Annotated in this window: 20 protein-coding genes; 10 read left to right on the top strand and 10 right to left on the bottom strand. The window is 62.5% G+C overall.

The features are described from left to right. Position 1 precedes the first annotated feature (1 nt). A complete protein-coding gene (locus DEJ54_RS22520; protein WP_113156982.1) occupies positions 2-529 on the top strand; it encodes a hypothetical protein in 528 nt (175 codons plus the stop codon). 53 nt (positions 530-582) lie between these two features. On the opposite strand, the gene DEJ54_RS22515 is transcribed toward DEJ54_RS22520, so the two are convergent. From DEJ54_RS22515 to DEJ54_RS22490, 6 genes are all read right to left on the bottom strand, one after another. Continuing rightward, positions 583-1,278, bottom strand: a complete 696-nt coding sequence (locus DEJ54_RS22515) for a GntR family transcriptional regulator (protein ID WP_113156981.1) — start codon at positions 1,276-1,278, stop codon at positions 583-585. 4 nt (positions 1,279-1,282) lie between these two features. Continuing rightward, the gene (locus DEJ54_RS22510) at positions 1,283-2,212 is read right to left on the bottom strand and encodes an ABC transporter permease (RefSeq protein ID WP_113156980.1); all 930 of its coding nucleotides are present in this window, start codon (positions 2,210-2,212) and stop codon (positions 1,283-1,285) included. After that, a complete protein-coding gene (locus DEJ54_RS22505) occupies positions 2,209-3,729 on the bottom strand; it encodes a sugar ABC transporter ATP-binding protein (protein ID WP_113156979.1) in 1,521 nt (506 codons plus the stop codon). Before DEJ54_RS22505 ends, DEJ54_RS22510 begins: the two co-directional genes overlap by 4 nt. An 11-nt stretch (positions 3,730-3,740) precedes the next feature. Continuing rightward, positions 3,741-4,655 carry a sugar ABC transporter substrate-binding protein gene (locus DEJ54_RS22500; RefSeq protein WP_224873706.1) on the bottom strand — a complete coding sequence of 305 codons (915 nt, stop codon included), beginning with the start codon at positions 4,653-4,655 and terminating at the stop codon, positions 3,741-3,743. A 40-nt stretch (positions 4,656-4,695) separates the two neighbouring features. Next, positions 4,696-6,147 carry an FGGY family carbohydrate kinase gene (locus tag DEJ54_RS22495; RefSeq protein ID WP_245447829.1) on the bottom strand — a complete coding sequence of 484 codons (1,452 nt, stop codon included), beginning with the start codon at positions 6,145-6,147 and terminating at the stop codon, positions 4,696-4,698. 194 nt (positions 6,148-6,341) lie between these two features. Next, on the bottom strand, positions 6,342-7,325 hold the full coding sequence (locus DEJ54_RS22490) for an AraC family transcriptional regulator (RefSeq protein ID WP_210346640.1): 984 nt from the start codon (positions 7,323-7,325) through the stop codon (positions 6,342-6,344). Positions 7,326-7,532: 207 nt separating this feature from the next. Here DEJ54_RS22490 and trpB point away from each other — a divergent pair, with 207 nt between their 5' ends. From trpB to DEJ54_RS22470, 4 genes are all read left to right on the top strand, one after another. Continuing rightward, positions 7,533-8,753, top strand: a complete 1,221-nt coding sequence (gene trpB / locus DEJ54_RS22485) for a tryptophan synthase subunit beta (protein WP_113156976.1) — start codon at positions 7,533-7,535, stop codon at positions 8,751-8,753. Between the two features lie 48 nt (positions 8,754-8,801). Beyond that, complete coding sequence (trpA, locus tag DEJ54_RS22480) at positions 8,802-9,632, top strand: tryptophan synthase subunit alpha (protein WP_113156975.1); 831 nt, start codon at positions 8,802-8,804, stop codon at positions 9,630-9,632. An 82-nt stretch (positions 9,633-9,714) separates the two neighbouring features. Continuing rightward, positions 9,715-10,323, top strand: a complete 609-nt coding sequence (locus DEJ54_RS22475) for a LysE family translocator (protein WP_113156974.1) — start codon at positions 9,715-9,717, stop codon at positions 10,321-10,323. A 184-nt stretch (positions 10,324-10,507) separates the two neighbouring features. After that, entirely contained in the window at positions 10,508-11,050 is a 543-nt protein-coding gene (locus tag DEJ54_RS22470) for a peroxiredoxin (protein ID WP_113156973.1), read from the top strand. Between the two features lie 68 nt (positions 11,051-11,118). On the opposite strand, the gene gndA is transcribed toward DEJ54_RS22470, so the two are convergent. The 3 genes from gndA to DEJ54_RS22455 all read right to left on the bottom strand — a co-directional run bounded on the left by gndA (position 11,119) and on the right by DEJ54_RS22455 (position 14,221). Continuing rightward, a complete protein-coding gene (gndA, locus tag DEJ54_RS22465) occupies positions 11,119-12,531 on the bottom strand; it encodes an NADP-dependent phosphogluconate dehydrogenase (RefSeq protein ID WP_113156972.1) in 1,413 nt (470 codons plus the stop codon). A gap of 104 nt (positions 12,532-12,635) precedes the next feature. Further along, positions 12,636-13,406: a DeoR/GlpR family DNA-binding transcription regulator gene (locus DEJ54_RS22460; protein WP_113156971.1), complete on the bottom strand. Its 771-nt coding sequence runs from the start codon at positions 13,404-13,406 to the stop codon at positions 12,636-12,638. After that, on the bottom strand, positions 13,406-14,221 hold the full coding sequence (locus DEJ54_RS22455) for an HAD-IIB family hydrolase (protein WP_371685997.1): 816 nt from the start codon (positions 14,219-14,221) through the stop codon (positions 13,406-13,408). The genes DEJ54_RS22460 and DEJ54_RS22455 overlap by 1 nt, the downstream gene beginning before the upstream one ends. 226 nt (positions 14,222-14,447) lie before the next feature. Between DEJ54_RS22455 and phnD the strand changes: the two genes are divergently transcribed. The 4 genes from phnD (at position 14,448) to phnE (DEJ54_RS22435) (ending at position 17,919) form a co-directional block, all read left to right on the top strand. Then, on the top strand, positions 14,448-15,449 hold the full coding sequence (gene phnD, locus DEJ54_RS22450) for a phosphate/phosphite/phosphonate ABC transporter substrate-binding protein (protein ID WP_206544814.1): 1,002 nt from the start codon (positions 14,448-14,450) through the stop codon (positions 15,447-15,449). Positions 15,450-15,524: 75 nt separating this feature from the next. Then, the gene (gene phnC / locus DEJ54_RS22445; RefSeq protein ID WP_113156970.1) at positions 15,525-16,319 is read left to right on the top strand and encodes a phosphonate ABC transporter ATP-binding protein; all 795 of its coding nucleotides are present in this window, start codon (positions 15,525-15,527) and stop codon (positions 16,317-16,319) included. Continuing rightward, entirely contained in the window at positions 16,316-17,122 is an 807-nt protein-coding gene (gene phnE, locus DEJ54_RS22440) for a phosphonate ABC transporter, permease protein PhnE (RefSeq protein ID WP_113156969.1), read from the top strand. The genes phnC and phnE (DEJ54_RS22440) overlap by 4 nt, the downstream gene beginning before the upstream one ends. Beyond that, positions 17,116-17,919 (top strand): phosphonate ABC transporter, permease protein PhnE, encoded by an 804-nt coding sequence (phnE, locus tag DEJ54_RS22435; protein ID WP_113156968.1) that lies wholly within the window; start codon positions 17,116-17,118, stop codon positions 17,917-17,919. The genes phnE (DEJ54_RS22440) and phnE (DEJ54_RS22435) overlap by 7 nt, the downstream gene beginning before the upstream one ends. A gap of 58 nt (positions 17,920-17,977) precedes the next feature. Here phnE (DEJ54_RS22435) and DEJ54_RS22430 read toward each other — a convergent pair whose 3' ends face one another. Next, entirely contained in the window at positions 17,978-18,325 is a 348-nt protein-coding gene (locus DEJ54_RS22430; protein WP_245447828.1) for a hypothetical protein, read from the bottom strand. 309 nt (positions 18,326-18,634) lie between these two features. On the opposite strand from DEJ54_RS22430, the gene DEJ54_RS22425 reads away from it, so the two are divergent. Then, positions 18,635-20,305, top strand: a complete 1,671-nt coding sequence (locus tag DEJ54_RS22425; RefSeq protein WP_113156967.1) for a Na/Pi cotransporter family protein — start codon at positions 18,635-18,637, stop codon at positions 20,303-20,305. Positions 20,306-20,429: the final 124 nt, after the last annotated feature.

Genomic DNA, 20,429 nt, shown 5'->3' with positions numbered 1-20,429 from the left:
CATGAAGCCCACTCTGCGCCTTCTCTTGCTGGCAGGTTCGCTCGTTACATTCCCCGCCATGGCGCTGGAAGGCGAAACGATCGGCAGCGTGACGGCAACGATCGATGGAACCGGATATACGGGCGAGACACTGGCGTTCCCCTCCGAAGGCTCGGCCATGGCGACCTTCGTGCCTGTTGGCCCCTCCGTGACTGTCTCGGTTCAGGCAATGGACCCGCAAGCAGAGTCGCGCCTCAACAACATGCTGGTGATCGACTTTACGGCGCTGGGAACGGACGCCACGGCGCAGATGATCACCGGCAGCATCAGCTGGTGGCCGGAAGGGATGGACAGCCCCTTCTATATCAGTGACGAAAATGCGGGGCATGCCGGCATCACGCTAGACAGCCTCAGCCTTGACGGCGAAGCGCGTGTGACAGGGAGTTTTGACACAACAATCTGCCGCAAGGACGGGCCGTTTTCCGAAGCGGATACGAGCAAATGCGTGAAGGTGTCGGGCACGTTCGACACGGCGCTCCATGCGCAATAGCAGTGCTCCGCGCGTGAGTGCCTGGAGCAATTCCAGAAAAAAGCGGAAATGCTCTAGAAGCGGAAAAAGGAATCCTGCAGCGCCGAGTTGGAATATTCGACCGGCGTTCCATCTTTGTCGACCACGACGCGCTGTACCCGAAGCAGCGGCGAGGCCTGTGGGATCAATAGCGCTTCGGCCTCTTCCGCCGAGGCCGTGAGCAGCGAAACATGTTCGCGGGCGAGGAATATCTCGCCTGCGAGCGCCGTGCGAAGCATGGTGTAGAGCGACGTGTCCGCGAGTTTGGCAACGTCCAGCCGCCGGGCCAGAGCCGAGGGCAGAAGCGAGGTCTGGTGAACCACCGGACGACCTTCCAGTAGGCGCACCCGGCGGATTTCGAACACCTCGCTTCCAAGCGGAAGGTTCAGCGCGTGGGCGGCTGACAGGCATGCCTGACGGCGCGCGGTGGAGAGAAGCCGTGTGGAGGGGCGAAAGCCCGCTTCGCGCGCAGCGGTGGGGAAATCCACCAGCTTTTCGCTGCTGCGCCCGATGGCGCGTTCACGGTAGACCGTGCTGCGCCCCTGCCCTTTGGAAACGAAGCCCTCGCGCTGGAGAAGCTCCAGCGCCTGACGCACGGTGCGCCGTGAGACGGCATAGGCCGTGGCCAGCGCGTTTTCCGATGGCAGCGGATCGCCATTGCGCCACAGACCACCCGTCAGCTCGCTGATGAGCCGGTTGGCGAGACGCTGATAGGCGTGGTCCGCACCCATGCGCTCAGGCCGTCCGGCCGCCGATGTTGCGCACCAGCACAGCGCCGATGATGATCAAGCCGGTGAAGATGTCCTGCAGGTAGTTCGGCACACCGAGAATGGTGAGGCCATTGGCGACCACGGCGATGATCGCCGCGCCCAGAAGCGTGCCGAGCGCATTCGCCTGCCCGTCGCGGAAGGCGGTCATGCCGAGGAACACAGCCGCATAGGCCTGAAGCAGGAAACCGTTGCCGCCGGTCGGATGGGCGCTGCCAAGGCGCGCGGTGAGAAGCAGGCCCGCAAGGGCGGCAAAAAGCGTGCACAGGCCGAAGGCCCACACACTGTTGGGCACGATGCGCACGCCGGTGAGCCTCGCGGCCTCGCGGTTGCCGCCAATGGCGAGGATGCGGCGGCCAAGCTCCGTGTGGTCGAGGATGAAGGCCGCAAACAGTGTTGCCGCGAGCGCCCAGAGGGTCAGAACGGGAATGCCGGCGAGATAGCCGCGGCCCAGATCGCGGAAGCCCACCGGAATGTTTCCGAAGAGCGTTGCGCCATCGCTGATCCAGTAGGTGATGCCGCCGACAATGGTGCCCATGGCAAGCGTGACGATGAAGCTGGGCATGCGATAGGTGGCGATGGCGAGCCCGCTGACCGCGCCGACGGCGAAACCCGCAATGAGCGTGACCAGCATGACCGGCACGATGCCCCACCCCGCCCCGAACAGCGTGACGGAAACAATGCCCGCCATGGAAACCACCGCGCCGACCGAAAGATCGAACTCCGACAGCGACATGACGAAGGTGGCCCCCAGCGCAACGATGGCCAGAAGGGACATCTGCTGGGTGATGTTGATGAGGTTCGAGCCCTTGGCGAATGCCTCCGGCGACAGCGCCGCAAACAGGGCGACGATGGCCAGAAGGCCGATCAGGGTTCCGTAGCGGGCGGAAAAGCTCAAACTCGTGTCTCCGGCTGGGAAGGCTGAGGCGGCGGGGCATGGAAGGTGGCGTCGATGACGGACTGGCGCGTGACGGCGCTGTTGGGCGCATCAAGCGTGACGGCCCCCTGCGCCATGACCACGACGCGGCTTGCGAGCATCAGGAGTTCTTCAAGATCGCTGGTGGCGAAGAGAACGGCCGCGCCCTCGCCCGCAAGGCGATTGCACAGTGCATGGATCTCCGCCTTGGAGCGCACATCCACGCCGCGCGTCGGCTCATCGAGCAGGAACAGTTTCAGCGATGGATCGAACCAGCGGCCGATCATGATCTTCTGCTGATTGCCGCCCGACAGGGTCGAGATGCGGTCGCCGAGGCCGCCATATTTGACGCTGAGCCCTTCAAGCGCGGAGCGAACGCCGGCCCGCGCCCGCCGCCAGGAAACAACCGGCAGGGCTTCCATCGCGCGATGCTGCTCCAGATGCGGCAGGACGGCATTGTCGAGAATGGAATGGTGCATGACGAGACCGGTGTTGCGCCTGTCTTCGCAGACATAGGCGACGCCGGCGCGTTTGCGGCTTTCAATGCCGGAGGGTGGGAGCAATGCTCCTTCGAGAGCGATATGGCCCTGCGCCTGTCCGGTCGCCCCCCAGATCGCCTGCAACAGGCTTGAGCGCCCGCTGCCGACCACGCCGTAGAGCCCGACGATCTCGCCGGCGCGCACGGTCAGATCGATGGGCGACCGCCCGGAGCCCGCGCGAAAATTCGAGAGCTCCAGAACGGGTTCGCCCGGCGCGCGCGCATCGCCATGGCGTTCATGCCGAAACGCTTCGCCCGCCATGAGCGCGACGATCCCGTCACGCGAGGTGTCGGCGATCCGCCCGCTGCCGACAGACCGGCCATTGCGCAGCACCGTGTAGTCATCGGCCAGCGCGAACACCTCGTCGAGCCGGTGCGACACGAAGATGATGGCGCAGCCCTGATCGGCCAGATCGCGCACGATGCGGCGCAGGACGGTCGCCTCATCCTCGCTCAGCGAGGCGGTCGGTTCGTCCAGAATCAGCACCTGCGCATCGTCCGTCAGCGCGCGCAGGATCTCGACGATCTGGCATTTGGCAACCGAGAGGCGACCAACCGGCGCGTCGATATCCAGATCGAGACTGTAACGGTCCCGCAGGGCGGCGAAGCGCGTGCGCATCGCCTTCCAGTCGACGCGGCCAAAACGGCGGGGATAGGCCCGGCCCACATAGGCGTTTTCATAGGCCGTGAAGCCGGGAACGAGATTGAGTTCCTGATGCACGGAGCGCAGACCGGCGGCTTCCGCCGCGCGGGGACTGGCAGGCTCAAAATCCCTGCCGGAAAGGCGCATTGCGCCGGCATCCGCCCGGTGCACACCGGAGAGGCATTTGAGCAGGGTGGACTTGCCGGCCCCGTTCTCCCCCAGAAGGGCATGCACACGGCCGGCGGCGATGTCGAGGCGCACGCCATCGAGCGCCGTGACGCCGCCAAACCGTTTCGTGAGCCCTGCGATCTCCAGCATTTTTGCGGGTTTTACTCGCAGTTTGAGCCGAGCGTTTCGCGGTCGATTACCTTGGCCTCCACGAAAATCTCGCGGGAGGAAGGTTCGCCGCCGCCCAGAACGGTTTCGATCTCACCGACTGCGGCGCTCGCAATGCCCGGAAAATCCTGCCGCACCGTGGCAGCGAGATTGGTGCACTGTTCGATCAGGTCAATCGCCTGCGGGTTGCCGTCAATGCCGGCGATGACGATGTCCGCATCGGGCATGTCGCTCTGGATGGCGAGCAGCGCGCCAACGGCAGGCTCATCCCAGGCGGCCCAAACGCCGTCGATCTCCTCGCCATACTGGCGAATGAAGGTTTCCATGGCTTGGCGCGCATTGTCGATGGGGCCCGGCACCTGCACGTAATGCTCGGCAATGACCTCGAAATCCGGATCCTTCTTCAGCGCTTCATCCAGCGCCAGCTCACGCTGGCGAACGCCCGGATGCGCCGAGTGGAAGAACTTGACGATCTTGCCTTCGCCGCCCAGCGCCTCGAACAGATAGTCCGAGAGGATGGTGCCAAGCGCGAAATTGTCGGTCGTGATGTTGGCGGTCACACCATCGGCAAGCGCGCCGTCCAGCACGAAAACGGGAATGTTCTTGCCGGCTGCGGCTGCAACCTGATCGCCGATCTGGTTGGGATCGACGCTGACCAGCACGATGGCGTCCGCGCCTGCATTGGTGACGTCTTCCACACGGCTTGCGAGCTGCTGAAAGTCGCCGCGCGTGTCGACCACATTGACCGTCCAGCCCTTCGCCTGCGATTCCTTCGTGAAGGTCTCGACCATTTCATTGGTGGCAACGGAGCTCAAATAGGGCGTCAGCACCGCGATGTCCTCGGCATTGGCCGTAGTTGCGTGAGCGAGACCGGCCAGTGCGGCTGTGGTGAGAAGCAGGCGTTTCATCATTTCCTCCGATCCGTTGAACGGTTTTCGTTTCTTTCGTTTACGTCAGCAGGCGGGCCTGTTCCCGCGCGAAACGGGATGCTGCGAGATAGGCCTCATAGCGGCTGTCGCAGCGTTCGGTATTGGTTGTATCAGGCGCGAGAACGGGCGGCGCATCCATGGCGGCAAGCGAGAGACCGGCCTTTGCGGCGATCATGCGCAGCGCGCCCAGCGCCGTCATCTCCTGACTTGCATCGGGAAAGGCGATCTCGCGCTTCAGAACATTGGCGAGCGTGCGCCGTTGGAGCGCATCGCGCGCCGCACCGCCAATGACGGTGAGCGGCGACGGCGGCAGGCCGGCGGTTTCCAGATTGTGGCGGATGGCGAAGGCCACGCCTTCGAGCACGGCGCGCGCCATTGCGCCCTTGCCATGGGTGCGGTCGAGGCCAAGGAATGCGCCGCGCACGCGCTGATCCTCGAATGGAGCGCGCTCGCCCGAGAGATAGGGCAGGAAGAGCGGCGCGGCGCGCGCATCGTCCGCCGTCGCAGCCGCTTCCAGCAGGGCTTCGACACTCTCGCCCGTGATTTCGGCGAGCCAGTCCATGGCCGCGCCCGCCGTCAGAAATGGCGAAATGATGATTGCGCGGTCGGGATGGACCGGATCGGCAAGCGTGTAGATGTCACGCGGGGGCGCGGCATCCTGCATGGTGAGCGTGGCTGCGACCCAGCCGGTGGTCCCGAGATAGGCGTAGGCCCTGCCCGGCTCGTCAGCGGCGGCGCCCCAGGTGGCGGCTGCGGCATCGCCCGCGCCATTGAACACCGGGATGCCCGCGACAAGGCCGAGCGCTGCGGCAGCTTCCGCGCGCAGTGGACCGACGATCGCATCGGCCGGGAGAATTTCGGGCAGGCGCGACGCCTCGACACCGGCAGTGGCGAGCAGTCCGGCATCCCAGCACCGCTCTGCGATGTTCATCAGTCCTGTGGTGGAGGCAACGGTTGGATCGATTGCGGCGCGGCCCGTGAGCCTGAATGTGACGGCATCCTTCGCGCCGAAGAAGAAGCGGTGTTCGCCCGGAAGATCCGGTGCGAAACGGTCAAGCCGCATGAGCTTGAAGATCGTGTGCGCAGGGTCCGGACGGTTGCCGACGCGCTTTGCATAATCGCCCGGCAGGCGGGCTTCGAGCGCGGCAATCTCGTCTTCATCGAGGCGGCGGTCGGAATAGAGCGCGGCGGGCGCGAGTGCTTCGCCTTCGGGCGAGAGAACAATCAGGTTCTGCATGGAGCCGGTGAAAACCAGCGCCGCGACATCCGGCCTGTATGGCATATCGGCAAGCGCGCTGACCAGCGCGGCCCACCAGTCTGCCGGGTTCTGGGTCTGCGAACGGTCTGCACCGGAGACGGTGGAGATCGCCGCCGAGCGCGTGGCAAGCATTGCGCCGTCCTGCGAAAACAGAACGGCTTTCAGGGCCGAAGACCCGATATCGATTGCCAGAACAGCCCGGCTCAAAACCACCCTCCCTCTCACGGAGTGGACAAAACAATGTTGCCCACCGTGTCGCCGCGCACGCGCCTTTTTGCAAGGTCAGTTCCCGTTTTTTCTTGCGCGGTGATCCGTGAGTGCAGGTCTGGACGCGTCCCGTGTCAACGCCGGGGCGGCGCACAGCTGCATTTCGCTTCCCGAATGGGACAGATGCTTCCGAAAATGCGTCAGGAAAGGGTTCTGGAGCGTGCGGGGCTGTGCCCGCAGTAACGCCGAAAGGCGGCGGCGAACCGTCCCGCATGGGCGTATCCGACGCGGGCGGCGATTGTGGCGACCGGCAGATCGCCATGCTCGAGCAGAAGCCGGGCATGCTCCATGCGGCGCATGGTGAGATAATCATGCGGGGAGAGCCCGGTGAACCGTCGCATGCCTGTGGTCAGCGTGCGTTGGGACACCTCAAGTCGCTCGCACAGCGTCGATACGGTGAGCGGAAGCGCTGACGGATCGTCGAGCAGCGCCTTGAAGCTCAGCACATAGTGCGGCAGCGGACCGGCGGCGGCGAGCGCCGAAGGCTCTGCCTCGCGGCAGGGCACATGGGCAAAGAGCGTTTCCAGAACCGCATTGACGAGAGGCATGGGCGAAAGAGCCGTGCTGTCGGCGGCCTCGATTTCTTCCGCGACCATGAGCCCGAAGAGACGCGCCAGCCGCCGCCCGACCGGCGTGTCGAGGTCGATCTCCGGCTTGAAGAACGGCGTGCGGCGCACCGGATCGCCCGTGTAACGCTGCCAGGAACGCTCGACGAAATCGCGCTCCAGCCGCAACATCACCTGCGTGGTGCCCGGACGCCAGTTGGAGCGCACGAACGGCCCGGGAGACAGGATGAGGCCATGACCCGGACGCGACGCGACACGGTCGCGCCCATAGAGAATGTCCACCCCGCCGGAAAGCGGGAACTCCAGCATGTAGAACGTGTCGAAAATGCCGGCTTCCACCTCGATGTCGGGGCCATAGCGCAGGAGATTGAGAGAAGCCCCCTCGCCCGCGACGGCATGGTGCCGGAAGTCGAGCGATGCTTCGCCGGACGGCATCAGAAGGCGATGCGGCCTGTAGCGCGCGCCGATAGCGGCCTCGGCCTCCGCAACGTCAAGCGAATGCAGGCCGGGAACCCGGCCAAGCCTTTGCGACGCGTCGATGAGATCAGTCACCACCATGGGGCGTGAAGATATCAGGCGGGATCATCCTGTCCACTGGAAGCTGAGCCGCGAAAGGGACAAGTCGCGGGTAACCGAACATCGGCGGACGGTGATTTCGGTAGATATTTCAATAAATTGCTGAAAGTCTTGCGGTGAGACATGTGTTTGACTTGTCCCTGTCCGCCATGTGTGAATGGGCGAAAAGCAACAAGGGGACGCGCACGCATGACTGCACCCATTGAACCCAATTCCTTCCGGATTGGCCCGGATGATGACGGCATGTTCGGCATCTTCGGCGGCCGGTTCGTTGCCGAAACGCTGATGCCGCTGATCCTCGATCTGGAAAAACACTGGAACGAGGCCAAGGACGATCCGGCGTTTCGGGCCGAGCTCGAATATCTCGGCCGTCACTATACGGGTCGCCCCTCGCCGCTCTATTTCGCAGAACGCCTGACCGAGCATCTGGGCGGCGCGAAGATCTACTTCAAGCGCGAAGACCTGAACCACACCGGCTCGCACAAGATCAACAATTGCCTCGGCCAGATCCTGCTCGCAAAGCGCATGGGCAAGACCCGCATCATCGCCGAGACCGGCGCTGGCCAGCATGGCGTGGCCTCGGCCACCGTGTCGGCCCGCTTCGGCCTGCCCTGCGTGGTCTATATGGGGGCGACCGATGTGGAGCGGCAGAAGCCGAATGTCTTCCGCATGCATCTTCTGGGCGCCGAGGTGAAGCCGGTCTCTTCAGGGCATGGCACGCTGAAAGACGCCATGAACGAGGCGCTGCGCGACTGGGTGACCAATGTCGAGGACACCTATTACCTGATCGGCACGGCGGCAGGCCCGCATCCCTATCCCGAGCTGGTGCGCGATCTTCAGTCGGTGATCGGCACGGAAGCGCGCGAGCAGATCCAGGAGCTGGAGGGCCGGCTGCCCGACGCCATCGTGGCGGCGGTGGGCGGCGGCTCGAACGCCATCGGCCTGTTCCACCCCTTCCTTGATGACCGCCAGGTGGAGATCCACGGCGTCGAGGCCGGCGGACACGGGCTGGAGGGTGACGAGCACTGCGCTTCCATGACGGCTGGCCGTCCGGGCGTGCTGCATGGCAACCGCACCTATCTGTTGCAGAACGATGACGGGCAGATCCTCGACGGGCATTCGGTGTCTGCGGGGCTGGACTATCCCGGCGTCGGGCCGGAGCACAGCTGGCTGAAGGATTCCGGTCGTGTGATCTATTCGCCCATTCTGGACGATGAGGCGATCGAGGCGTTCCAGATGACGACGCGTCTTGAGGGCATCATCCCGGCGCTGGAATCGGCCCATGCGATTGCCCATGCGATCAAGCTTGCGCCGACCATGGGCAAGGACCAGATCATGATCGTCAATTTCTCCGGTCGCGGAGACAAGGACGTGCATACCGTTGGAAAGATGCTCGGCATGGAGATCTGAGCCGCAGGATCCGAACCCACAATCTGTCCGAAGAGAAAGCATCCTCCCATGACCACCCGCATTGACCGCCGCTTTGCGCGGCTGAAGGAAGAGAACCGTCCCGCGCTCGTGACCTATTTCATGGGCGGCGACCCGGACTATGAGACCGCGCTGTCGATCATGAAGGCGCTGCCTGCGGCGGGCAGCGACGTGATCGAGCTGGGCATGCCCTTCTCTGATCCCATGGCCGATGGCCCGGCCATTCAGGCCGCCGGCCTGCGCGCGCTCAAAGGCGGGCAGACGCTTTCCAAGACGCTCCAGATGGCGCGGGATTTCCGGGAAGACGACGACGACACGCCCATCGTGATGATGGGCTATTACAACCCGATCTACATCTATGGTGTGGACCGCTTCCTCTCCGATGCGAAGGAAGCGGGCATTGACGGTCTGATCATCGTCGACCTGCCGCCGGAGATGGATCAGGAGCTTTGCGTTCCGGCCATCAAAGCGGGGCTGAACTTCATTCGTCTTGCCACGCCGACGACCGACGAAGCGCGCCTGCCGAAGGTGCTGGAGAACACGTCGGGCTTCGTCTATTACGTGTCGATGACGGGTGTGACGGGTTCGGCCCTGCCGGACACGAACAATGTTTCGGCTGCGGTTTCGCGCATCAAGGAACACACGGACCTGCCGATCTGCGTCGGGTTCGGGGTGAAGACGGCGCGCCAGGCGCGGGCGATTGGCGAGGCTGCGGACGGTGTTGTCGTCGGCAGCGCCATCGTGGCGACCATCGCACAGTGTTACGACGCCGATGGCAACAGGATCGAAGACCCCGCCGAGGCCGTTGCGACCCTCGTCAAAGGGCTTGCGGACGGCGTGCGCTCAAAGCAGATGGCGTAACGCTTTTCCCGATCTGAATTCTTGGCCCAATCCGGCGATCTGTTTAAGGATCGCCGCAGCTTTCTCGCCAAGGATACCCCAGATGATTGCCTGGTCGATCTTCATTCCGGCCTGTTTTGCGTTGAACTGCGCCCCCGGCCCGAACAACATGCTGACCTTTTCCAACGCGGCGCGGCTTGGCTTTGTGCCGGCGCTTCTGGGTGGACTTGGCCGCATGCCGGCCTTCGTTTTCCTGATCGCGGTCACCATTGTCGGGCTCGGCGCGGTGCTGGCGGCGTCTGCCACGGCCTTCACCATCATCAAACTGGTGGGTGCGGCCTATCTCATTTATGTGGGCATCCAGTTCTGGCGCAAGGCGCGCGCGCTGGCGAGCGCTACTTCGCTGGATTCAGCCATCGGCAAACTGATGCGCCGTGATTTCGTGATTGCTATCAGCAACCCGAAGGCGATTGCCGTCTTCACCGCTTTCTTCCCGCAGTTCATCGACGCGTCGCAGCCGGCCTGGAGCCAGCTTGCCGCCATGGGCGGGGTGTTCCTCGCGCTCGAAGTGGTTGCTGTCGCGCTTTACGTGGTCAGCGGCGTCGTGCTTGGCAAACTGCTGAAATCCGAGCGCGTTTTCGTCCATCTGAACCGGTTGGTGGGGGCGGTTCTGATCGTTTCTGGCGGAACCATGGCAGTTTCGCGGAATTAGCACGGAATCAAGGGAAAAATGCTGCGGATTGCCGCAGTGTCGGGCCTTCACTTCGCCGCGACAAAATGCTCTATTCCGGCCGTCTCATCCGGCGCACCCTCCCGGCAGCCGGAGTTCAAGATTTCCATATCCAGGCTGCCCGGCTCCGGTCGGGATGAGCCTTGTTTGTGCCAGAGGATTAGCAATGACCGTGAGAAAAGTTCCCGACGTCACGTTCCGCACGCGCGTTCGCGACGAGTCGATCGAAGGCCCGAACCCGTTCCGCTGGGAAGACAAGACGACTGCCGACTTCTTTGGCGGCAAGCGCGTTGTCCTGTTCTCCCTGCCGGGCGCCTTCACCCCCACCTGCTCGACCTACCAGCTTCCCGATTTCGAGAAGCTCTACCCGGAATTCCAGGCCGAAGGCATCGACGAGATCTACTGCATCTCCGTCAACGACGCTTTCGTGATGAACGCCTGGGGCAAGGCTCAGGGCCTCAACAACGTCAAGCTCATTCCGGATGGCTCGGGTGAGTTCACCCGCAAGATGGGCATGCTCGTTGCCAAGGACAATCTCGGCTTTGGCATGCGCTCCTGGCGTTACGCCGCCGTGGTCAACAACGGCGTGATCGAGAAGTGGTTCGAGGAAGAAGGCTTCTCCGACAACTGCGAGAGCGATCCGTATGGCGTTTCCTCGCCGCAGACCGTTCTGGAAGCTCTGAAGGCCGGCGAAGCGCAGGCTGCCTAAGCTTTTTGAAGCATCGAATTGAAAGGCCCGGATGGCATCGCCATCCGGGCCTTTTTCTTTATGGCGGCCTATTCGACCAGAGACGGCCAGTCGCCGTGCAGATCCGCTCCGCGCCCTTCGATCTCGAAGCCGTGGGAGCCGAAGAAGTCGCGCTGGCCCTGAATGAGATTGGCCGTGCCGCGCGCCTGCCGGTAGCTGTCGAAATAGGAAAGCGCCGAAGAAAGGCAGATCAGCGGCAGCTCGCCCAGCGCGCCGGTGGCGACCACGCGGCGAAGCGCGGGGCTTGCTTCTTTCATCAGTTCCGCGAAATCCGGGACCATCAGGAGATTGGTGGCCGCATCGTCGGCAAAGGCGCTCGCCATCTGGTCGAGGAAGCGGGAGCGGATGATGCAGCCGGCGCGCCAGATCCTGGCGATGGTGGCGAGTTCGAGCCCCCAGCTCTGTTCTTCGGAAGCGCGGGCGATTACGGAGAAGCCCTGCGTGTAAGAAACGATCTTGCCGGCAAGCAGCGCCTTTTCCAGATCGTCGATGGAGATGTCGACCTTGCCTTCGCGCTTGCCGTAAAGCGCTTCCGCCGCGATGCGCTCCTGCTTGCGCGACGAGATGGAGCGGGCTGCGACTGCACCCTCGATGGCCGTTGCCGGCACGCCAAGTTCCTGCGCGGCGATTGCCGACCAGACGCCGGTGCCCTTCTGCCCTGCCCTGTCGAGAATGACGTCCACGAGCGGCCTGTCGCTCTCGCCATCAATGGCTTCGAGCACATGCCCCGTGATCTCGATGAGATAGGAATTGAGCGGGCCTTCATTCCAGCGCTTGAAAACTTCTGCGCAGGCTGCAGCGTCCATGCCGAGCCCGTCGCGCATCACACCATAGACCTCGGCGATCATCTGCATGTCGCCATATTCGATACCGTTGTGGATCGTCTTGACGAAATGGCCGGCCCCGCCCTCTCCAAGCCAGGCAACGCAGGGCTCGCCCTTGAATTTTGCGGCAATGGAGGTGAGCACGGCTTCCGCGTCATGCCATTGCGCCTTGGAACCGCCGACCATGATGGAGGGGCCATGGCGCGCGCCTTCGGCGCCACCGGAAACGCCGACGCCGAGATATCCGATGCCTTTGGGCTTCAGATAGTCGAAACGGCGCTGCGTGTCGCTGAAGAGCGAGTTGCCGCATTCCAGAATGGCGTCGCCCTCATCAAGCAATGGCAGAAGCTGTTCGATCATGTCGTCGACCGGTTTGCCGGCCTTGACCATGATGATGATGGAACGCGGTCTCTTTACCGACTGCACGAAGGCAGCGAGGTCTGCCTCTGGCAGGACGCGCTCGGCCAGGCCTTCGGTGCGGGCCTGCTCGACAAAGGCGTCGATCTTGGGTGTGGAGCGGTTGTTGACGGCGATCGTGTGCCCCTTCTCGGCGATGTTGAGGGCGAGGTTCGCACCCATGACTCCGAGGCCGATCAGGCCGATATCCGCTTTCGACATTCTTCAATTCTCCGGTTCGTCAGAAGTGGATTCTGACCTTGCGGCGGCACTATGCACCAGACGATGTTTCGATGCATCCGCGCCAGTGTGGAAAGTGTTGTGCATCAACCGGCGACATGCACCTCGACGCGGGCATCGGAAAGCGCCTTCGCCAGGGGCCCGGTTGGCTGCTCGTTGGTGACAAGGCCGGTGAGCGCCGAAAGCGGCTCGACCGTGGCGAGCAGATTGACGTCGAACTTGGAGTGATCGACGAGAAGATAGCTCTCCAGCGCCTGGCGCAGCATGGCGCGCTTGACGCCAACGGCAAGCCGGTTGACCTCGGTGATGCCCCCGGCTGTCAGCCCGCTCGCGCCGATGAAGGCGCGGTTGGCATTGTAGCGGGCGATGAAATCGATGGTTTCAGCGCCGTAGATGCCCACCTCGCGGGCCATGAAATCGCCCGGACAGATGACCACCTGAATGGTTTCGTTCTGCGCCAGGGCGGAAGCGACGGCGACGCTGTTGGTGAGAACCGTTAGGTCGCGTGCGACCGAGGCAAGACTGAGCGCAAACTGATGCGTGGTGGAGCCGGCGTCGATCATCAGCACTTCGCCGGGGCGAACCAGTTCGGCGGCGCGGGCCGCGATCATGGCCCGCTCCTCGATACGCGCCCGGTCGCGCTCTCCAAATGGCGGCTGTGCGCCCATCGGCGCGATGGAAGCGCCGCCATAGGCCCGGCGGATCAGCCCTTCCTGGCTGAGCGCCTCGACATCGCGGCGTACTGTTTCGGTCGACACGCCAAACCGCGTGGCAAGCTCTGAAGTGCGCACATGTGGATGGTGCTGCAACTCCAGAAGGATCTGTTCGCGGCGGGCGGTTTTCCTGAGACGCGCCATCAGCTCTCCCTGGCTTGAAGGATCGCGTCGGCCACTTCGGCAAACCCTGCGCCGCCGGCATTCTGCGTGATCCATTTGGGCGGCGGGACCGTGCCGTCCTGAAAGTCGGCAAAATTGGCCACGCCAATGCTGTTTTCGAAGAAGTCGAACATCGGTGCGTCGTTCGGGGAATCGCCTACGAAAATCACTTTGTCACCCGCCTTTTCGACATCGAGGCCATAACGCTGGGTAAACAGGCTACGGGTCATCGCCAGTTTGTCGTACTGGCCAAACCATCCATTGACATGAATGGATGACACTTTCGCAACAGCGCCGGCCTCTTCGAAAGAGGTCACGATCTGGGCAATCTCGGCGTCGTCGAGGCGCGGGCCGTCTTCGGCAAAATCGATGGCGAGATCCGCCTCGCGGAATGTCTGGTCCGCAGAAAGACGCGCGCGCGGAACCGCCCTGAAGATGACATCGGCGAGCGCATTCAGCCGGCGACGGCCCTCGCTCCGCTCCTCGGCAGACTGTGCGAATTCGCGGGTCATCCCGCCCTGTGGCGAGCAGGCAAAATAGAACGCGCCGTTCTCGCCGACAACCGCATCGACAGGCCAGAGCCGGGCAATGAGATCACACCAGCCGGCCGGGCGACCGGTGACCGGCACAACCGTGATGCCCGCCTCATGGAGCTGTTCCAGCGCGTGATAGGCTTGGGCCGGAAGACGGCCTTCGGTGGTCAGCGTATCGTCGATATCGGTGAGAACGAATTCAATGCCGGCCAGTCGCTTGGCGGACATTTCACCAAAGGGTTTCGGAGCCGGAACCCCGGTCATCACGTTTTCCGCCGTCACTGCCGCCACCGCGTGCTTCTCCAAAACTGAGCGTTTTGCCAAGCTTGTAACTGGATTTTTCTGCGTTTTCGAGGGTTTTCCAAATTCTGAATATTTGAATGTTGCAAACTACCACAAAAATTCGATACGATTTTTGCAATCGGATGCATTCCATCGCGTCTGAAAGGGAGAGGTGGGCCGAAAAGCCCACATTGGAGGAGAAACGAACATGCCCATGACGACCGACACCCGTTTTGCCGGGGGCGCCGCAGCGGCGCTGTTTGGCCTGTCCGCACTGCTGGCCGGCACCGCCGCGCAGGCGCAGGATTGCGCCAATCGCGGCCAGCTGGACGCGATGTATTGCGACGCCAATGAAGATCTGGTGGCGGACACGCCGAGCGACCCATCAAAGCTTTCCAACCCTGACACGCTGGTTTTCGCCTACACGCCGGTGGAAGACCCCGCGATCTATGAGGACATTTGGGAGCCCTTCATCGCGCATCTGGAGGACGTGACCGGCAAGGACGTGCAGTTCTTCGCCGTGCAGTCGAACTCTGCCGAGGTGGAAGCGATGCGCAGCGGCCGCCTGCATATTGCCGGCTTCTCGACCGGTCCGACGCCGTTTGCCGTCAATCTCGCCGGCGCTGTGCCATTCGCCATCATGGGATCGGAAGATGGCCGCTTCGGCTACAAGCTGCAGGTCTACACCCGCAAGGATTCCGGCATCAACGAGATGGGCGACCTGAAGGGCAAGCGCATTGCCCACACCTCGCCCACTTCCAACTCGGGCAATCTCGCACCGCGCGCGCTGTTCCCCGGGCTCGGCGTTGTGCCGGAGCAGGATTACGAGGTCGTCTATTCCGGCTCGCACGACCAGTCCATGCTGGGCGTGGTGGCTGGCGACTATGACGCCGCACCGGTGGCTTCTGAAGTCGTGGACCGCATGGCCGAGCGCGATCTCTACGATCCGGAAGAGGTGAAGATTGTCTGGGAGTCCGATCCGTTCCCGACCACTTCCTACACCTATGCGCACGACCTCGATCCGGCGCTGGTGGAAAAGATCAAGGAGGCCTTCTTCTCCTTTGATTTCGCAGGCACCGCGCTTGGCGAGGAGTTCTCGGGCGTGAGCAAGTTCGTGCCCGTGACCTATCAGAAGGACTGGGCCGTGATCCGCGAGATCCAGAAGGCGAATGGCGTGGAATATACGCCGCAGGGCCTCGCAAAAGAGTGACGTTACTGCGGGCGTGAGACACCGGGGCTTGGTCTCCGCCCGCTTTTTTCACTCATCTGTTTTCGGAGTTGATGCATGCTGAAAATTTCGCAGCTGGTGAAGCGCTATGGCAATGGCGCGCCGGTTCTCAAAGGGCTGGACCTGGAGGTGCCGGGCGAAAGCGTCGTCTCCATCATCGGCGCTTCAGGCGCGGGCAAGAGCACGCTGCTGCGCTGCATCAACCGGCTTGTGGAACCGAGCTCGGGCACGATCGAGCTCAACGGCCTGATGCTGACCGACCTCAAGGGCGCGAAGCTGCGCGCGGCACGCCGGCGCATCGGCATGATCTTCCAGGGCTTCAATCTGGTGGACCGGCTGACCGTGATGGAGAATGTGCAGTCGGGCCGGCTCGGCTATCTGCCGCTGTGGCGTGCAGCCTTCCGGCGGTATCCAAAAGAAGATATCCGCCGCGCCTACGAACTGATGGAGCGCGTGGGCATCGCCCATTACGCCAACAAGCGGGCGGACGAACTCTCCGGCGGTGAACGCCAGCGCGTCGGCGTTGTGCGGGCGCTGATGCAGGAACCGGAAATCCTGCTCGCCGACGAGCCGACGGCATCGCTCGACCCCAAAACGTCCGAGCAGATCATGGAATTGCTGCGGGCGCTCTCGCGCGAGTTCTCGCTGCCGGTTCTGATCAACATTCACAATGTGGCGGAAGCCAAGCAATACACCGACCGCATCGTCGGCATGCGTTATGGCCGCATCATTTTCGATGCCGAGCCCGACGCGCTCGACAAGGCGGCCATGGACGAAATTTATGCCGGTGTGCCGGCTGAAGAGCGCGGCGAGATGGACAATGTCACGCCGCTGAGGGCTCAGAAGGCATGAGCACCACAACCTCTTCCGTGCCGGACACCTGGCGCAAACCGCCGATGATCGCCAATCCCGTGCTGCGCTACGGGCTGCTCATCGCGGTGGCGCTCTATATCGGCTGGGCAGTGTTCATGCTGCCGATAGACTGGAACCGCGTAGCACAGGGCATGACGCGCGCCGCGCGCATCTTCAATGGCGCGTTTCCGCCGAGCTTCGAGCGCAGCGGGCTTCTCATCGACGGTTTTCTTGAAAGCCTGAAGATTGCCATTCTGGCGACGGTGGGCGGTGTTCTGCTCTCCATCCCCATCGCCTTCATGGCCGCCAAGAACCTCGCGCCGCGCCCGGTCTTTCTTCTTGGACGCGGCCTCATCATCGTGGCGCGCAGCTTCCATCCGGTCATCGTGGCAATCATCTTCGTGAAGGCAGTCGGCTTTGGTCCGTTCGCGGGCGTCTTGACGCTGATCGTCTATTCCATTGGCTTTGTCGCCAAGATGCTGGCCGAGCGCATCGAGGAGATCGACTGGGGCCAGGTGGAAGCCATGCGCGCCGTGGGTGCGGGCTATTTTCCGACACTGATCTACGCGGTTTTTCCGCAGATCATGCCGCGTCAGATCGGCCTCAGCATCTATCAGCTCGACAGCAATCTGCGCGCTTCGGCAGTGGTTGGCATTGTGGGCGCCGGTGGCATCGGCTCGACGCTCGCAAACGCCTTCGGGCGCTATGATTATGACTTCGCATTGGCCATCACCATTGTCATCGTCGCCGTTATTCTGGTGAGCGAGGCGATCAGCGGCCAGATCAGGAAACGGATATGGTGAGCATGGACACGACCCCGGAAGAGTGGGCGCGCTATACCCCGCGTGAGCGGTTGCAGCGCTATGCAATCTTCCTTCTTGCCGTGATCACCATTGTCTGGGCCCTGACCAGCATCGACGTGATCTGGCCCTGGGTGTTCGACGCGCCGCAGCAGATGGGCGATCTGTTCAGCCGCATGGTGCCGCCGGATGTGACGAACCTGCCGAACATATTGTGGGTGCTGCTGGAGACGGTGAACATCGCCACCATCGCCACGGCAATCGCCGTGTTCGTCTCCCTGCCCGTCGCCTACATCTCGGCGCAGAACACGACGCCCAATGCGGCGACGCTCTGGCTTGGCCGTCTCATTCTGGTCTCCAGTCGTTCGGTGAATACGATCATCTGGGCGCTGCTGTTCGTGGCGATTTTCGGTCCCGGCATCGTGGCGGGCATCATCGCCATCATGTTCCGCTCCATCGGCTTCATCGGCAAGCTTCTTGGCGAAGCCATCGAAGAGATCGACCGGCGGCCGGTGGAAGCGCTGGAAGCGACCGGCGCATCGCGCCTCAAGGTCATTCTCTACGCAATCGTGCCGCAGGTCATGCCGACCTTCTGGGCTGTGGCGATCCTGCGCTGGGATATCAATCTGCGGGAATCGACGGTGCTCGGCCTTGTTGGCGCGGGCGGTATCGGTCTCATCCTGCAAAGCGCCATTGACACGTTCAACTGGCAGGAAGCGGCCACCGTTCTCCTCGCCATTCTGGCGCTGGTGGTTCTGGGTGAGGTTGTTTCAGCCTGGCTGCGCAAGCGGATCATGTAGACGGGGAGATGCCGGCCCAACGGCCGGCACCCGGCAACAATGCGACAATGTTGTCGGCTTACACCTGAGCTATAATGGCTCCAGTTGCGCCGCCGGCAGCGGCCCCAAGGGCAGCGCCAGCGGCTGTGCCGATCGCAGCGCCAACCGTGGCTCCCAGGCCGCCGCCGGCGATGGCGCCGGTGAAGGTGCCCACAACGGGGAAAATGGAACCGATGGCGCCGCCTGCCGCAGCGCCGATGAGAGCGCCGCCAGCCGTGCCGACTGCAGCCCCGATGGGGCTTCCAATGGCCAGGCCAAAGCCGCCGGCCGTAATGGCGCTCGTGGCGACGTCACGTGCCGGCGTTCCGCCGCCGCCAAAGCTTAAAGGCGAGTGTAACGGTGTAGATAATAAATTATGGGAATTCATAACGGAACCTTTTATTTAAAAAATATTTACAATAAAGCAGAGAGAAAATTTAATCTGCATTTTTATTTTCTTTTAAATGGGCATGTCGTCAACCAGAATTTTTGGGCGACTTCAAAAATCCAAACCTGCCCCTGGGGTTTTGATGTTGTTTTGAACAATTGCTATTTAAAAAGATCAAATGTAACATATGGGTGTCAAAGCTGCTCCGCATCCATCGAACACGCGCCTCGGAATGGCCTCATCGATGGCATCAAAGACAGGCTTTAAATGTGATCAGGTCCGCTTTCTGCAGGGCTTAATTGAGGTGATATGAGCGGTTCCGTCTTCTTTCTGCACATGGCCGGCGCAGTGGCCCTGCTCCTGTGGGCAACACGCATGGTGCGCACGGGCGTCGAGCGCGCCTATGGCAATGTGTTGCGCCAGCGCCTGCGGCAGACGCTGGGAAACCCGGTTCTGGCGGCGCTGACCGGCCTTCTGCTTTCCATCGCCCTGCAGAGCTCGACCGCCGTAACCCTGCTGGTCGGCTCCTTTGCCGGGCTCGGCATTGTTACCGGCCTTTCCGGCATTCTTGCCGTGCGCGGTGCGGAAGTGGGGTCTGCACTTGTCGTCAAGATCCTGAGCTTCGACCTGACGCTGCTCGTGCCGCTGTGCCTTCTGTTCGGCACAAGCATTTTTCTCGCGACAGAGCGCCGGCAGTGGCGGCAGTTTGGGCGCATACTGGTTGGTGTCGGACTGCTCATTCTTTCGCTTGAAATGATGGGCGAGGCATCCGAACCCCTGCGGCAGAGCACCATCGTGCCGATCATTGTCGGCTACCTTTCCAGCGATCCGATCACGGCCTTCCTGCTTGCAGCAGTGGTGACCTATCTTTTCCATTCGAGCATCGCGGCTGTTCTGCTGCTGACGACATTTGCGGCGCGTGGCATCGTCTCACCGGAGCTGGGCATCGTGATGGTTCTGGGCGTCAATCTGGGCAGCTCATTCATTGCTCCAATGCTCACCCGCAGTTCGCCGCCGGCCTATCGCGTGGTGCCTCTTGGCAACCTTCTGATGCGCGGGTTGGGCTCGGTGGTGCTGCTTGTCGCCTTCATCGTTTTCGCGCCCACGCTGGAGCAGCTGGGGAGCGATCCCGCAGATCGCATCATCCACGCCCATATCGCCTTCAACGTTCTGATCCTGATTGCCGGCATTCCGCTCTCGCGGCTGATCCTGAAGGCGACCGAGGCGATCGTCGCGCTGCAGTCTCCACCGGAGAAGGACAAGGAAGAGGAACCTCTTCTGGCGGAAGCCAGCGCGCTGGACGCCTCCGCGCTCGACAACCCGCATCAGGCGCTTGCCAATGTGACACGCGAAACGGTGCGCATGTGCGAGACCGTCGAGTTCATGCTGTGCCGCATTCTGGAGCTTTACGAAAAGGCAGATCGCAAATCCATCGATGCGCTTGCCGCCGTTGACGACACGGTTGACCGGCGTCATGCCGCCATCAAACTGTATCTGGCGCGCATCACGCGACAGGACATGACGGAGGAGGATTCCCGCCGTTGTCAGGAACTGCTCGGTGTCTGCGTGAAGCTGGAACAGGTCGGCGACATCATCGTTCGCAACATGCTTGCGCATGTCGAGAAGAAGATGGAGCGTGGTGTTGAATTCACCGAGGAAGGCTGGCGCGAGCTTGCCAGTTTCCATGCTTCGGTTCTGGCCAATGCGCGGCTTGCGTTCAATCTGCTCGTGACGCAGGACACCGAGACCGCGCGCGAACTGGTCATGGAGAAGGACCGGCTTCGCGACGTGGAAAAGGAAACAAGCCACCGCCATTTCGAGCGTCTGCGCCAGGGAACGGAGCAGAGTGTGGAGACCAGTTCGATCCACCTCGACACGATCCGCGATCTCAAGCAGATCAATTCGCTTCTGGCGACGTTCGCCTATCCGGTGCTCGAAGAGCGAGGGCTTCTGAGTGGCTCGCGGCTCAAACCGGACTGAGCTCCGCGCCATCCACAACTCGCCTCTATGGATATTGATCCAGCCCAAGTATCGGGTCGAATAGGTTCGCTTGATTGTTCGGATATCTCGAAGTATAGAGTCTCGAAAATTCAAAGTGGTCAGA

Source organism: Nitratireductor sp. OM-1 (assembly GCF_003296175.1).
GTDB lineage: Bacteria > Pseudomonadota > Alphaproteobacteria > Rhizobiales > Rhizobiaceae > Nitratireductor > Nitratireductor aquimarinus.
Note: the sequence above shows the minus strand (reverse complement) of the source record. Positions and strands in the feature narration are given on the sequence as shown.

What these genes read in the sequence shown, in the direction of transcription:
- DEJ54_RS22490 (WP_210346640.1), bottom strand. Translation starts at nt 7,325, where the DNA reads ATGGTGGTGACTGATCTCATCGACGCGTCGCAAAGGCTTGGCCGGGTT.
- DEJ54_RS22470 (WP_113156973.1), top strand. Translation starts at nt 10,508, where the DNA reads ATGACCGTGAGAAAAGTTCCCGACGTCACGTTCCGCACGCGCGTTCGC.
- phnD (WP_206544814.1), top strand. Translation starts at nt 14,448, where the DNA reads ATGCCCATGACGACCGACACCCGTTTTGCCGGGGGCGCCGCAGCGGCG.
- DEJ54_RS22460 (WP_113156971.1), bottom strand. Translation starts at nt 13,406, where the DNA reads ATGGCGCGTCTCAGGAAAACCGCCCGCCGCGAACAGATCCTTCTGGAG.
- gndA (WP_113156972.1), bottom strand. Translation starts at nt 12,531, where the DNA reads ATGTCGAAAGCGGATATCGGCCTGATCGGCCTCGGAGTCATGGGTGCG.
- phnC (WP_113156970.1), top strand. Translation starts at nt 15,525, where the DNA reads ATGCTGAAAATTTCGCAGCTGGTGAAGCGCTATGGCAATGGCGCGCCG.
- DEJ54_RS22425 (WP_113156967.1), top strand. Translation starts at nt 18,635, where the DNA reads ATGAGCGGTTCCGTCTTCTTTCTGCACATGGCCGGCGCAGTGGCCCTG.
- trpA (WP_113156975.1), top strand. Translation starts at nt 8,802, where the DNA reads ATGACCACCCGCATTGACCGCCGCTTTGCGCGGCTGAAGGAAGAGAAC.
- DEJ54_RS22520 (WP_113156982.1), top strand. Translation starts at nt 2, where the DNA reads ATGAAGCCCACTCTGCGCCTTCTCTTGCTGGCAGGTTCGCTCGTTACA.
- DEJ54_RS22505 (WP_113156979.1), bottom strand. Translation starts at nt 3,729, where the DNA reads ATGCTGGAGATCGCAGGGCTCACGAAACGGTTTGGCGGCGTCACGGCG.
- DEJ54_RS22455 (WP_371685997.1), bottom strand. Translation starts at nt 14,221, where the DNA reads ATGACCGGGGTTCCGGCTCCGAAACCCTTTGGTGAAATGTCCGCCAAG.
- DEJ54_RS22475 (WP_113156974.1), top strand. Translation starts at nt 9,715, where the DNA reads ATGATTGCCTGGTCGATCTTCATTCCGGCCTGTTTTGCGTTGAACTGC.
- DEJ54_RS22430 (WP_245447828.1), bottom strand. Translation starts at nt 18,325, where the DNA reads ATGAATTCCCATAATTTATTATCTACACCGTTACACTCGCCTTTAAGC.
- DEJ54_RS22515 (WP_113156981.1), bottom strand. Translation starts at nt 1,278, where the DNA reads ATGGGTGCGGACCACGCCTATCAGCGTCTCGCCAACCGGCTCATCAGC.
- phnE (WP_113156969.1), top strand. Translation starts at nt 16,316, where the DNA reads ATGAGCACCACAACCTCTTCCGTGCCGGACACCTGGCGCAAACCGCCG.
- phnE (WP_113156968.1), top strand. Translation starts at nt 17,116, where the DNA reads ATGGTGAGCATGGACACGACCCCGGAAGAGTGGGCGCGCTATACCCCG.
- trpB (WP_113156976.1), top strand. Translation starts at nt 7,533, where the DNA reads ATGACTGCACCCATTGAACCCAATTCCTTCCGGATTGGCCCGGATGAT.
- DEJ54_RS22500 (WP_224873706.1), bottom strand. Translation starts at nt 4,655, where the DNA reads ATGAAACGCCTGCTTCTCACCACAGCCGCACTGGCCGGTCTCGCTCAC.